Here is a 13,603-nt window from a genome sequence, read left to right on the forward strand (position 1 = left end):
CCGTGCAGAAAGTCCTGCACGGCGATGCAAACACATAGTTTTCGGCCTGCTCGCCGATCTCAGCCTAACGCGCACCAGAGTGTCAGGACAATCCAGCCGTTCGGGCCTGAAGATTCTCGATCGCATCCAGCAATCGCTGTTGGACTCGCGATGGAAGCTCCGGAAAACTTTCCAGAACTTCAGGAGTCAGTGCTGTGACCGCCTTTTCGAGCATTGAACAGGTCTTTTTCAGAATCTGTTCTGGAGTCAACTCGGGGCGTTCGCCTTTCTCTCCATGATCCGACCCGCCCTGTGCTCCTTTTGCGAATGGAGCATACTCGGCGACCTGAGTCCCTCTCGCAGCGGAGATCGCGGTTTCTGTCAGGTCTTCAGATTGATCAAATGGAGCATCTTCATCGTAAGTACGACGAAGTTCGCCACTGAACTGACTCGGATCCTGAACGATACCGACAGCAGCGCTCAAATAATCGCTCGAAGCGAATACTTCCTCTTCTTCCTCAGATGCGGTCGACAGATCTTCGCCATGCTGCGCGCGCCGCCAAGCCTTCATCTCGGCAATGGTGGCCTGCATTTCACTCGCCCAGGACAGGCATTCAGCTGCATCGTCCCAGTTGATCACAACATAAAAGTGCGACCACTTCAGCGTTGGGTAATTCTGGTAAACATCTGCAAATGTCTCCCACACGCGGCGTCGCTGATACACCTGATCCCCGCTGAGACCGATTTGTGCACCGAAATCTGCATCGGTACGCCCCTTTGCGTGGCGCTCCGTCCACTTCGAGGCGCATTCACCGATTTCCCAATTACAGCTACTCAGCGCTGACTGGGCTCGGGCAACGAGTTGTTCTTCAGTTTCGATCGTTTCCGTCGCGGACATACTGTACTTCTCACCTCAACGGGTCATCCCCGTGGTCCAATGTCTCAACTGGGCATACACCCGCATTAAGTCCTGTCCAACCAATCGTAGTCCTGTCCATTTTCTGACGTTGAACCGAATTGAGCTCGGATTTCAGAATGCTGCACAGGAAATTGACCGGACCTTCAAATTAAACCCAGACTCTCCAATCTTCGCGTTCCTCACAGATCTCGGAGATGCAAAGGATCACTCGAAGATTGTCGATCCCCGATCACCGTTCAGGGAGCAAACAGGCGTTTGCATTTCTCTCTTCGGGATAAATGAACCGTTTCAACACAGTGAAAACCGCCAGGCTCGACAATCGGCGCAATGTCGAATCAAAGAAAGTTCTAAGGGAAATTTCCTCAACTTGCCTCCACTCATATCCCCATTCAGAACAGATTAACTGCAACAAATGCGAATTGATTTCTCGGCGTCCGACACCCAACAATTCATTGAATTCGCTATCATCAATCCAATCCTCACCGATTAAAAAGTCAAGGAAGTGCTCATGAAGGTGGTTCATTCGATTGCTGATGTCAGGCAAGAGGTCGCGTCGGCACGGCAGCAGGGCCGCAAGATCGGGTGCGTTCCGACCATGGGAGCACTTCACGCTGGCCACATCAGCCTCGTCGATCAATGTCGACAACTTGTGGATTATTGCGTTGTCACCATCTTCGTGAACCCGACTCAATTCTCGGCGAACGAAGACCTCAGCAAATATCCCCGCCCCATCGAAGCCGATCTGGAAGCCTGCAGAAACGCGGGGGTCGATTGCGTTTATCTCCCGGAAATCGCGTCACTCTACCCGGAAAACTACCAATCCTGGGTCACTGTGGAGGAACTCTCGAAAACACTCGAAGGGGAATTTCGACCGACGCATTTCCGAGGAGTCACAACCATTGTCGCCAAGTTGTTTAACATCGTCCTCCCGGAGATCGCCTGCTTCGGAGCGAAGGACTATCAACAACACACGCTGATTCGTCGCATGGCACAGGATTTGAACATTCCCACAGAAATTGTCGTTTGCCCGACCATTCGTGAAGCGGATGGACTCGCCATGAGCAGCCGAAATGTCTACCTGTCTGCCGAAGAGAGACGCGATGCACTGGCAATCTCAAGAGCGTTGAGAAACGCCGAGACTCGTCTGAAGAATGGTGAACCGGTCGGCGAAACTGAACGAATCATGCAATCCGAACTCCAAATTGCACAAGGAGTTGAAACACAGTACGCCGTCATTCGTGATCCTGACACCCTTAAACCGGTCACGACACCCGGAAAGAGTGTCGTCGCACTCATCGCTGCGATTGTGGGGAAGACACGTTTGATTGATAACCTTACGATTCACCTGAAATAAATCCGTCGCGAGTATCAAATTGCGACACGTTGACAATGCGAGCTGACTCTCTGTCAGCTGGAGCTTATTGATGCGGCAGACCCTGTTAAAAATTAGTCTGGAATCTCCTTGGACGTGGTGGCATTCCGGTGCGGAAGGGCTCCCTGTCATGGGGGCTGCCTGGATTCTGCTGATTGCTGGTAGCCTGTACCTGCTGTTTCACTTCTTACGCAAAAACAAATTAATCTACGGTGATCCTTTTACCTGGATCGGTCTGGGCGTCGGGGTCTTACTCGTCAGCGTGCTGGGAAGCATGAAGGTTCTCCCTGCTGAGTTACCGATCTTCGGATACGGAGTCATGGTGCTCATCGGCTTCACCTGCGCACTTTCATTTGCCTGCCATCGAGCGAAGCAAGTCGGGATTGACCCGGAAGTCATCATGGATTCCGCTTTCTGGATTTTGATTTCCGGAGTTGCAGGAGGACGACTGGCATTCCTGATCCAATACCATGACTCTGTCTTTCTCCCCGGCATGTCCATCCCACAGATGGCTCTGGCATCGATCAATCTCCCCGATGGGGGTTTGGTTCTGCTGGGCGCGCTGGTCGGTGGGGGCTTAGGAGTCGTCGCCTACTTCAAATCCAAAAAGCTGAGCGCACTGGAATTCTGCGACCTGCTTATTCCTGCTGTCTTCATTGGTGTCGGCTTCGGCCGTATTGGCTGCCTGTTGAATGGCTGCTGTTTTGGAGATCGCTGTGAACTCCCATGGGCTATCTACTTCCCCGAAGGGACAACCACATACAGCATTCTCGCCCTCCGGGGCTTTCTGCCCGAGGGGACCCCTTGGACGATGCCGCTTCATCCGACGCAAATCTACAGTTCAATTGATGGATTTCTTCTCGCGATCGTGACAGCCATTTTCTATTGGTATCGCCGATATCCCGGCGATAACCTCGCGGTTGGGTGCATGCTCTATTCAATCACACGATTCATGATCGAGTTTCTGCGATCCGATGAGATGGGACAACTTGGGACCGGGCTGACAATTTCTCAGCTGTATTCGATCGGAATTTTCACTCTTGGATTGATTCTGCTGCTGACGGGACCACTTCGCGGACCGATCACCATTCCAGCGAGAGGGCTGGACCGGCCCGAACGTTAAAGACCTTCCGCAGTACTCGCCCCGGAATCTGTATCTGAATTTGACAACAGATTCCGATAGCGATCGACCATGCAGGAAACCGAGAACTCCTGAAGCATCCGCTGGCGGGCAGACTCCCCTAAGCGGGCAGCCAATTCAGGCGAGTTCAGAATTCTCTCCGTATATTGGGAGAAACCGAGGCTATCCCCCAGGTTGGCAACAAATCCATCCTGATCGTGCCGAACAAGTTCGCGATTTGGGGGGATATCGCTGACGACCGAGGGCCGTCCACAGGCCATTGCTTCCATCAGGCTGTTAGACATCCCTTCAAACTCGCTGGCGATCCAGAAAACATCACAAAGATGTAACAGCGACGAGGCGTCCCGACGATGGCCGAGAAAGCGTACGTGCCTCTCAACCTCGACATCCTGAGCGTAAAAGAGGAGATCGTCTTTTTCGGGACCGTCTCCCGCAATCAGCAGATAAGCTGTTGGATCTGATTGACTCAACACCTTTGTTGCCCACAACAAAGACTTCAATCGCTTTTGCTTTGCCAGCCTTCCGACATACATGACAAGCTTTGCGTCTTCAGGAAGATTGAGTTGCTTCAGGAACTCCTCACGAGAGATGCCCGGAAGTGGAGGGACTTCAACGCCGTTGGGGACGACTGCAATCTTACATTCAGGAAATCCAACGCCGGCATAGAACGCGCGGACACTCTGTGAGTTCGCGATCAGTAAATCAGTTCGCGACTGTAATCGACGATCGAGTGCCAACTGCCAACCGGATTTCCAGGAATCGACACAACGTTCTGAAATGATTGTTCGAGGAGGCCTTGCGAGTCCGATCGTCGCCAGCCTTACCGTTGCGTTAGCTGCGAACAGGCAGGAGAGCACGACATCCGGTTGAAAGGCCTGAATCTCCCGGCGGAGCTTCCAAATAGTGATGGGATCCAGTCGCCAGCGTTTCTTCAGAATGGAGTACGGAATTCCGTGCTCATTCAACATCGATTCAAATGGCCCGCCGCGAGAGAGGGTCACCACTCGTACCGTAAATTCTTCCTTCGGAAGCTGACACGCCAGCATAGCGAACTGCTTTTCCGCTCCAGATTGGTCGAGTGTCGGAATGACAATGAGAAGCTTAGTCACTTTGATCGATCGGTTTTCTGGGCGATGTCGCAAGAAAATGGCAGCGACGGAACTGCATGATACGAAATCACTCGTTGAAAAGTGATGGAAACTGATCTCTCATTCGAATGCGCAGGACGAGCCGAGGTCGCGTATCGAAGGAATCATCAGCATAAAGGGAAGCTGGCTACTGTACAGCGCCAGGGTATTTGAATGGTCCATAGGCTCCCGGACCAACAGGCTGTGTCGTCGGAACCGGGCTCATCTGATTACGAATCGTCCCATTATAGAAGCGATCCTTGACTTGCTGAGGTTCGGATCGTTGCTGCAGAAAACTTTGCGGGCGAAAGCCGACCGAAGGCCCCAACGAGGCATCGGGATAGGGATCCTGCACCTGGGCTTCGCGGCGTTGAAGCTCTGGGTCTTCAGCGGAAAACAGATGCGGAAAGCGCGTTGTTGAGGGATTCAGACAGCCATTTGCCACCACCATGCTGACTGAGGCCAGCATCGCCCATCTCTTCAGATATGGATTCGGTTGTGACATGGGAAATGAACCGTATTCAAAGCTTCGAACGAAATGGCCCAATCGGCCTGTGCAGGAATATTGACGAAGCTCTTCCGGACCCCACGAGACATCTCAATCAACAGGAATTCCGACTCTCGAGCGGTCCGACCAAGCGGCGTTATACATAGACCGGCAAAATCTGCACAGACGAGATTTTTCGCCAAAAAGAGCGAAATTCCCAAAATGCGATTTGGGCCGAAGCAACTGAGATTACGCGTTGTTTTCTGGAAACCACCTGATTCACTTTTTGCAACACGCTGCTTTTAGGAATCACGTAAAATACTCTCAATCATCCAAAGACTCCGTTTAGAAAGGCCTAAATGCCTTTCAAGGACGAGTGTTACGAAAAATTCAGGAATCATAAAAATAGACTATAGAAAATTAGGAACGCGTTTTGCCAAGATCAGGTTCATGCTTAACGTCGCCTCCCAATCTCTCGCTCGTACTGAAATTACCTACATCGCATTCCGCCTCGCGTGCCTCGATACACGCGAACGACTGGAATTGGCGGTGCAGCTCGACCTTTGTCCGGAGCGAAATTTTGGATTTCTGACAGAAGTTCCATTTCTGAAGAATGTTCCGGCACAAATACAACTCGAATTACTGTTTCAGACGTGGGCCAAGCATATTACCCCAATTCCGCAGCCTGCCACTCTTCTCGACGAAAGCATTGTCTACGCCGCTTGCGAAACTGCTGCTCGCATGATCCGATCAGAACCAGATGTGGTTCGACGATTTCTGAATCGTGGTCCGATCCATTGCAGCCAGATCGTCAATAATGATCTTGCCAAGAAGCTTCAGGTATTGCACACCCAATTCTCTCAGGCTGGCCTGTTTCTTTTACTCTCCCAGTTTCAGGACATTCCCCCGCTGGAAGCGGTCCCACTCAAACAGGACTATGGTTTCGAAGGGGATTCAACAGAGTGCCTCCTCGAAGTCCTTGGTCGCTGGTACGTCTCCCCGGCAATGGTCCACGAGTCGAATGGCTTGCTGACCAGAGTGGAGGCCGAACAACTCGGTGCATTGTTAAGAATCGCAGGGTGTACCAGAGGAATGCGGTAAGCCGCTTTTCTTTCCACAATCAGTCTGTTCAACTCTCCGAAATTGCCCCAGCCTTCGGGGTCCTTTCACTTCTTTCTCGTTGAGATTGCTCTGTGACGGATTGGATTCGCATCTGCAGGAAGATCCACCTGGCTCTGGCGCTGGTTTTGGGAGCTCATTTCGCCCTCATCGCCACGACAGGGGCCTTGTATGTCTTTGACGCCGACATACGGAACTGGGCATTCGCTCAGAACAAGTGGAAGCGCACAGCAGGGGATGTCGGCCCTCAAAAAGCCATCGAGAGCATCCGTGCAGCGTACGTCGACTGGAATGGGGCTTACCTTGTCTTTCCAACGGAGTCACGCCCGTTTTATGCGGGCTACGTGATCAAACCATCGAGTGAATTCTGGATTGACGTTTTCGTTGACCCGGGGACAGGCAACATTCTTGGTACAACAGACAATTCCACCTGGTGCGTGAACGGCATTCTTCATCGCACACTGGCTCTTCATACTCGCCTGTGTGCAGGAGAAACCGGAAGGAGACTCGTCGGAATCAGCACGTCGCTGCTGTTGTTTGAACTGATTACCGGAATCCTGCTTTGGGTTCCCCGCCCTCGACTGTGGCGCACTGCGCTCAAGATCCACTGGCGACAATCAAAACATCTTTTGCTGTACGACCTGCATCGCGTTGCCGGGGTGATCGCAACTCCGGTGCTGCTCATCATGATCGCAACCGGATTGCTCTGGAGTTATCCAAAGATCATCAAACCGCTGGTCTATCAAATTTGCGGAGAGACCCTGAGCAGCCCAAAAGCCGCTGCGCAGTCCACTCATGAGCCGCTCCCTGAATTGACGAATGACGACACGACACTCACCGTCGATCAGCTTGTGCAGAGAGCAGTCGATTCGAACCCCGGGATGATCCCGCATTACTTTCTCCTCGGGTCGCCACTGAGTCCGGAAGCCAGAATTCGGCTGCAGCCCACGGGAGGTTCAAGTTCGCAGGCCACCGAATCGATCACTGTTTTGATGGATCGAAGAACGGGTGAACTGCGACCCGATTTCAACTCGGCAAAACGGACTCCCAGCTTGGCGGACAAATTGACACGTGAATGGGCGTATCAACTGCACGTCGGAACAATCGGCGGCAGAACGACGCAGATCATCGCTCTGCTTGCCTGCCTGACTGTTGATCTGCTTTTCTTCACCGGACTCATGATGTGGTGGAATAAGCGCTCCCGGCGAAGGCACCCGGGCCGGCTCAAGGAAACGTTGAAGCGAGATTCATAGCCGACCACGAATTATTCATCACTCTGATCCGCGACATCGTCGCCAGCCAGCGTATCTTCTGGCAACTCCGCATCGTCGACCGCGGGGGCGTTTTCAACACGATTGCAGATGTGAATCTTCATGTTCGACATTCCCAAAGTCCAATCGACCGCCCACTGCGAAGGGAGGTCGTATTTCGCATGTTCTGGAACGCGAAGAATCATCGTCGCGCCGGGCGTGCTGACGTCAGGTCGAGCGAGGCGGGCAAGTGCGAGCCACAGTGGACTCCCTTGCTTCATTCCGGGGACCATTTTGTAGGGTGGATCGAAGAAGATCGCGTCGAACGGAGCAAAACCGGGTGCTCGCTTTCCTTTCGGGCGAAAGGAGCAACGAAGAATATCTGCTCTCCAGACGAGCGTTTCCTCTTCGCATTTCAGACTGGCGATATTCTCTTTCAGTAACTGCAGCGCGATCTTGTCTTTCTCGATAAACGTCACGCTTTGAGCGCCTCGAGAGATCGCTTCGAGACCAATTGTGCCGGTCCCGGCGAACACATCAGCGACTCGCTTTCCGACAAGTCGATTCGAAATGTTTTCAAAGAGACTCTCTTTCACACGACTTGTAATCGGACGTGTGGTTTCGCCGGGGCTGGATTGGAGAAGTCGACGACGATATTTACCAGCGATAATGCGCATAAGACGTTCTGAAAACGGTTCGAAATGAAATTGACTCGAAAACTGAGTGCATCAGACCGAATTGTACCGCGAAGCACAATTGAAATGCGATTTCCGATGTCACGAATTCCGTTCAGGCAGACCGCTCGCCTTCAATTTCCGCGACGCTTTCGAGGTGTCTGCGAATAATGTCGCGGGCCTCTTCAGCCACAGATTTGAACTCTCGATTTCGAATTCCAACTGCCTGAAGTGGTTTTTCAGCGGGTGGTGATACCGGTGGCCGGGGGGCAGCGGGCTTGTGAGCGACAATTGCGGTTTCGGTTGGGGACTCAGAAACCGTTGTCGCTACCGTCGGAATTTCATAATCAGATAACCAGCCGACAATATCCGCGTCTGACAACGCATCCGGCGATGCCAATTTCCCTTGAATTGCAACCTTTCGAGCGACCGGCTCGACAACTTCCCCGTTTCCACTCAAAACGAACGTCAGCGGTCCGACAGTTAATGTCCCGCCAGGACGCAAGATTCGTTCACCCTCGATGGGACGTCCATCCACAAACGTCCCATTTCGACTGTCCAGATCCCGAACCACAACCCCTTCTTTACGGAGCGACAATCGACAATGTTCCCGGCTCACTTCCGCTGAGGCGATCCGAATCTCAGATTCCTCGCCGCGGCCGATGACAGTTTCGGCACGAACGAGTTTGACACGCCGCCCTTTGTACTTGCCGGTTTGAATTTCAAGGGTCATCTGCGATTGAGCCATACGACTCTCCTTATTGACGTCGGCGTTCTCTGGAGGAGACGACAAAAGTTCATCCAGCCAATGCCGTATTTCAATCTATGCGTGAAATCAGTGAGGGATCAGTGAGGGATCACGACCGCATCCTGGCAGCGGGGGCACATAAAGAATCGACCTCTGTGGGCCGGTTTCGCCTTCAGGTGTTTTTCACATTTCGGGCAAGTGAAGCGGACCACATCTTCACTGATCGACTGCTGACCGGGACTCAGATGCGATTTTCTCCACACAAATTCGGCGACGCTACGAATCTCGGACAGTAATTCTCTGGGGTCATAGGGCTTCGTCAGATACCTGTCGACCCCCACCCGCGCCGCGAGATTCCGGGCATCTTGCATGTCGATCGCAGTGAGCATTAAGACCGGAACTCGATTGTTTTCCCGCTTGAAGTGTTCGCAGACTTCGAAGCCGGAAACGTCCTTATCCAGAATCGCTTCAAGTATGACGAAATCTGGCACATGCATGTTGAAAGCACATCGCGCTTGACCAGCATCTCGCGCTGATTCGACTCGAAAATGATGTCCTTCCAGAAACTCCTTGAGAAAGGAGGCTTCATTACGGTCGCTCTCTACGAGCAGCACACGATTCACGATGATTTCAACTGGGGTGAGTTCATCACGCATGATTGGCGACTTCGATTCAACCGCAAGCCCATGAGGAATCTTTCCACGCTGATTGTAATGAAATTTTATACTTTTTCACAAACAATCATTCACGTGGCATCAATTATCCCTGAAATCATTGGACACTCCTTAAAAAAGAGCCCCTCGCAGTCACGACCGCGAGGGGCTCCACGTCACAATTGATGATCTGCTCGAGAATTATTCTTCATCCACCTCTTCAGACCTATTCGCCTTATTCCCTTTTTTCTTGCCGCCCCCCTGAGCTTTGGCTTTGGTCGGTTCTCCAATCTCATCAGGTTTTTTGCGGATCGGCATCGGTGCACCAATTTCGTCTCGCCATGCGGCAAGCTGTTTGTGGAGTTCATCCGTTTTCGCTGTGTTTACTTTTGCGAGATTTGTCGTCTCACCGACGTCGTCGCGCAAGTTGTAGAGTTCAATGCGACCATCTTCCAAGAACTCCAACAACTTCCAGTCCCCCTTTTGAATCGTGCTGACTGGCGTCGTGCGATAATGACCGGGACCCGCGCCGAGGTATCCGGGGAAGTGCTGGTAAATCGCATCACGCTTCAGCTTGGCTTCTGGATTTTTGAGTAGCGGAACGAGCGATTCTCCATCCAGAACATGCTTTGGTGCAGGGGCCCGTGCCAGTTCGAGAACTGTGGGGTAGAAGTCCACATGAATCGTCGGGACGTCGCTGTTAGAACCCGCCGGAATCTTCCCTGGCCATTTCACGATGAAAGGAACGCGGGTTCCTCCTTCGTAAAGGCTTCCCTTTCCGGATCGAAGCGGAGCATTATCCGTAATCTGCTTGGCTCCGCCCTCAATACCTTCGCGGGAGTATCCCCCGACGCCGCCGTTATCACTGGCGAAAATTACGATGGTGTTCTCTGCCAGATTCAGCTTGTCCAATGTATCCAGAACACGACCAACGCTTTCATCGACACTGTAAATCATCGCTGCATAGGTTGGATCAAAGTGTCCCCCAGCAGGTGCCTTGTTCTTAAAGCGCTCGACGAGTTCCTTCTTGGCCTGAAACGGAGCATGGACACCGAAGTGAGGCAGATACAGGAAAAATGGCTTCTCTTTGTTTCGCTCGATGAAGTCGACAGCGTGATCTGTCAGGAAGTCGGCAAGATACGCATCGTCCTCATGTTCAATTTTCGGAGTGGTCGTGAAGTTGATGTGTTTACCCGAACTGACAACAGTTTCATCGAATCCACGGCTACCGGGGTCAGCACCATCCTGTGCGCCCAGATGCCATTTTCCAAACAGCGCGGTCGCATAGCCGACTTCCTTCAATTGGTTGGCAATGGTGCTGCGATCAAGTGGTAGGACCTGAACATTCTCGACCGGAAACAGCGGACGTTGACTGCTGTCAAACCGGTTGATGTTTCCCACCGTGTAAACGCCAGTGCGTGCAGCATATTGACCAGACATGAGTGCAGCACGAGTTGGCGTGCAGTTCTGACAATGATGGTGAGACCTCAGCGTGATCCCTTGCTGACCGAGACGATCGATGTTGGGAGTCTCATAAAATTGGCTTCCTGAGGAGCTGAGATCTGTCGCTCCGAGGTCATCGGCTAGAATGAATACAATGTTCGGCTGGGGAGTTTCAGCAAGGCTGACTGCAACCGTTCCGAAGATGGAAACTGCTGCGGCAACTGCTGCAACAACTGCAACAACTGATTGAAATTTCCGCAACTCTCTCTCCTGTCAACAAGTAACGTCTTCAACTGACATCGAAACGGCTTCATTTAAATTCTTGTTCACCAGGAAAATCTTGGCCGTCACAATATACACACGACTCAGTCAATGTTAATTTAATTGGCAATAGAGATCAATTCTGACTGAACCGATTCAGGGACCGCATCTCTCTGTCCCCATCGAAAAAATTTCACATCGACTTCAGTTCACGGAATTCCATTCCAGCAAGGATGAGAATGTTGAAACCCTCCAGTTTTCTCACAGTTCTTTTAGCCATTGCGTTGCAGGGGACTGCAGCGATGACTTTCGGAGCAGACCCAGCCAAGCGTCCGAATGTGATCCTCATCATGAGCGACGACATGGGATTCTCAGACTTGGGTGCGTACGGCGGAGATCTCCAAACTCCTCATCTCGACGCACTGGCACACGGGGGGGTTCGATTCACCCAGTTCTACAACACGGCACGTTGTTGCCCGACTCGAGCATCTCTTCTCTCGGGACTCTACCCGCATCAAGCGGGCATTGGTCACATGACCTCCGATTACGGAACTGAAGGTTACCGCGGGGACCTCAGCAAGAAATGCGTGACACTGGCTGAAGTCTTACGCCCTGCCGGTTACGGCACCTATATGACCGGGAAATGGCACGTCACTCCAAATCTGCGACAGGATGGAAGCAAGCACAACTGGCCGCTGCAACGTGGATTTGACAAGTACTACGGCACCATTGCAGGTGCAGGAAACTTCTACAACCCTCGCTCGCTCACTCGTGGAAACGACATCATTTCGCCGACCACCGACTCGGAATACAAGCCGGATCAGTTCTATTACACCGACGCCATTTCAGATAACGCAGTCAAGTTTCTGCAGCAACACGAGCAGGAATCTCCTGAGAAACCATTCTTCCTTTATGTCGCCTACACGGCAGCACATTGGCCGATGCACGCACTGGAAAAGGATATCGCCAAATTCCACGGTAAATTCGATGATGGCTATGGTCCGCACCGAGAAGCTCGCCTGAAGCGAATGAAGGAACTAGGCATTCTTCCGCCCGAAACGGAACTCTCCCCACAGGCGGAAAACTGGGACGCGGTTCAAGACAAAGCCTGGGAAGCCCGTTGCGCCGAAGTCTACGCAGCGATGATCGACAACATGGACGCTGGGATCGGTCGAATCGTCTCGCAGCTCAAAGAATCCGGGGACTACGAAAACACGCTGATTCTCTTTCTGCAAGACAACGGAGCGTGTGCAGAAACGATCGGGCGAGATGAAAAGTCGGGACCGCCAGCAGGAATCTCAACCGGAGAAGAGAAAACCGGAACCAAGGTGATGCCCGGACCACAGGACACGTACATCGCTTATGGGCGAGGCTGGGCGAATGTGAGCAATACTCCATTCCGCGAATACAAGCATTGGGTGCATGAGGGGGGGATTTCGACTCCATTGATCGCTCACTGGCCAGCGGGCATCCCTCAGGAACGCAACGGAAAGTTGGAGCGGCAGCCGGGCCATTTGATCGACATCATGGCAACACTTGTTGACGTGAGCGGGGCAACGTACCCGGAAGAACATGCTGGCGAGCAAATCAAGCAACGTGAGGGCGTTTCACTTCGCCCAGCCTTCAGCGGCGAAGACATTGGACGCACGCAGCCGATTTTCTGGGAGCACGAAGGAAACCGGGCGGTTCGCGATGGTGACTGGAAGCTGGTCGCTAAAGAAAACGGCAAATGGGAACTTTACAACATCCCTCTCGATCGCACTGAGTCAAAAGATCTGGCAGCAGAACAGCCTGAACGTGCCAAAGAACTTGCTGACAAATGGCAGGCCTACGCTGAACGAGCCAATGTTCTTCCACTTCGTAGTCGGAACGGGGCGGAAAGCCCATCGAAGCCCAACAGCAAACTTGAAGTTTTCACTTGGGAAAAGACCGGTGGACTCGGATCAAACGGAGCACCTGCCTTATTTGGCCGGGCACTGAAAGTAACCGCCAATGTCGAACTCAAAAACGACGAAAGCAACGGAGTTGTCCTGGCTCATGGAGGATCGTCTTTCGGAATCGCACTGTACTTGGATCACGGAAAACCGGTACTCGCAATTCGCGACGATGGGCAGATCCACTCCATCACTGGATCTGCGCTCACCAAGGGGAAGCACGAAATCGTCGGCGAGTTGACCGCGGATGGAAAACTTCATCTTACGGTGAACGGCAACACGGCAGCTGACCCCGTTCAAGCGACATTAATCCGCCAGCAACCACAGGATGGATTGCAGGTGGGACGGGATGAACGTGGTTCAGTCGGAGACTACAAAGGAAATAACAAGTTCTCAGGAACGATCGACTCCGTGAAGTTCGAACTCTTCCCAGCTCAGTAATTCGCCTCGTATTTGAATGGGATCAGTCAGGTCACGGACGTGCTCTGGCTGACCC

Annotated in this window: 12 protein-coding genes; 5 read left to right on the forward strand and 7 right to left on the reverse strand. The window is 52.5% G+C overall.

Features of this window, described 5'->3' with window-relative positions; translation table 11 throughout:
* Positions 1-82 precede the first annotated feature (82 nt).
* The gene (locus SH668x_RS02530; RefSeq protein WP_437187124.1) at positions 83-877 is read right to left on the reverse strand and encodes a hypothetical protein; all 795 of its coding nucleotides are present in this window, start codon (positions 875-877) and stop codon (positions 83-85) included.
* Between the two features lie 529 nt (positions 878-1,406).
* On the opposite strand from SH668x_RS02530, the gene panC reads away from it, so the two are divergent.
* The gene (gene panC, locus SH668x_RS02535) at positions 1,407-2,252 is read left to right on the forward strand and encodes a pantoate--beta-alanine ligase (RefSeq protein WP_437187125.1); all 846 of its coding nucleotides are present in this window, start codon (positions 1,407-1,409) and stop codon (positions 2,250-2,252) included.
* 70 nt (positions 2,253-2,322) lie between these two features.
* Positions 2,323-3,393, forward strand: coding sequence for a prolipoprotein diacylglyceryl transferase (locus tag SH668x_RS02540; protein WP_437187126.1), 1,071 nt, complete (start codon positions 2,323-2,325; stop codon positions 3,391-3,393).
* Here the strand turns inward: SH668x_RS02540 and SH668x_RS02545 are convergent.
* Together SH668x_RS02545 and SH668x_RS02550 are read right to left on the reverse strand one after the other, a co-directional pair.
* Positions 3,390-4,520 (reverse strand): glycosyltransferase, encoded by a 1,131-nt coding sequence (locus SH668x_RS02545; RefSeq protein WP_437187127.1) that lies wholly within the window; start codon positions 4,518-4,520, stop codon positions 3,390-3,392. The two genes, SH668x_RS02540 and SH668x_RS02545, sit on opposite strands and share 4 nt — an antisense overlap.
* Positions 4,521-4,686: 166 nt before the next feature.
* Entirely contained in the window at positions 4,687-5,043 is a 357-nt protein-coding gene (locus SH668x_RS02550; protein WP_437187128.1) for a hypothetical protein, read from the reverse strand.
* A 432-nt stretch (positions 5,044-5,475) separates the two neighbouring features.
* Here SH668x_RS02550 and SH668x_RS02555 point away from each other — a divergent pair, with 432 nt between their 5' ends.
* Both SH668x_RS02555 and SH668x_RS02560 read left to right on the forward strand, forming a co-directional pair.
* Positions 5,476-6,126, forward strand: coding sequence for a hypothetical protein (locus tag SH668x_RS02555; RefSeq protein ID WP_437187129.1), 651 nt, complete (start codon positions 5,476-5,478; stop codon positions 6,124-6,126).
* 92 nt (positions 6,127-6,218) lie between these two features.
* Positions 6,219-7,397 (forward strand): PepSY-associated TM helix domain-containing protein, encoded by a 1,179-nt coding sequence (locus tag SH668x_RS02560; protein WP_437187130.1) that lies wholly within the window; start codon positions 6,219-6,221, stop codon positions 7,395-7,397.
* Between the two features lie 11 nt (positions 7,398-7,408).
* Here SH668x_RS02560 and rsmD read toward each other — a convergent pair whose 3' ends face one another.
* The 4 genes from rsmD to SH668x_RS02580 all read right to left on the reverse strand — a co-directional run bounded on the left by rsmD (position 7,409) and on the right by SH668x_RS02580 (position 11,173).
* On the reverse strand, positions 7,409-8,071 hold the full coding sequence (gene rsmD, locus SH668x_RS02565) for a 16S rRNA (guanine(966)-N(2))-methyltransferase RsmD (protein ID WP_437187131.1): 663 nt from the start codon (positions 8,069-8,071) through the stop codon (positions 7,409-7,411).
* Positions 8,072-8,183: 112 nt separating this feature from the next.
* Positions 8,184-8,816, reverse strand: a complete 633-nt coding sequence (locus SH668x_RS02570) for an FHA domain-containing protein (RefSeq protein WP_437187132.1) — start codon at positions 8,814-8,816, stop codon at positions 8,184-8,186.
* Between the two features lie 98 nt (positions 8,817-8,914).
* Complete coding sequence (locus SH668x_RS02575; RefSeq protein WP_437187133.1) at positions 8,915-9,472, reverse strand: response regulator transcription factor; 558 nt, start codon at positions 9,470-9,472, stop codon at positions 8,915-8,917.
* 198 nt (positions 9,473-9,670) lie between these two features.
* Positions 9,671-11,173, reverse strand: coding sequence for a sulfatase (locus SH668x_RS02580; protein WP_437187134.1), 1,503 nt, complete (start codon positions 11,171-11,173; stop codon positions 9,671-9,673).
* A gap of 239 nt (positions 11,174-11,412) precedes the next feature.
* On the opposite strand from SH668x_RS02580, the gene SH668x_RS02585 reads away from it, so the two are divergent.
* Positions 11,413-13,548: an arylsulfatase gene (locus tag SH668x_RS02585; RefSeq protein ID WP_437187135.1), complete on the forward strand. Its 2,136-nt coding sequence runs from the start codon at positions 11,413-11,415 to the stop codon at positions 13,546-13,548.
* Positions 13,549-13,603 lie beyond the last annotated feature (55 nt).

Source organism: Planctomicrobium mucosum (genome assembly GCF_051466335.1).
In the GTDB taxonomy this organism is placed as follows: Bacteria; Planctomycetota; Planctomycetia; order Planctomycetales; family Planctomycetaceae; genus Planctomicrobium.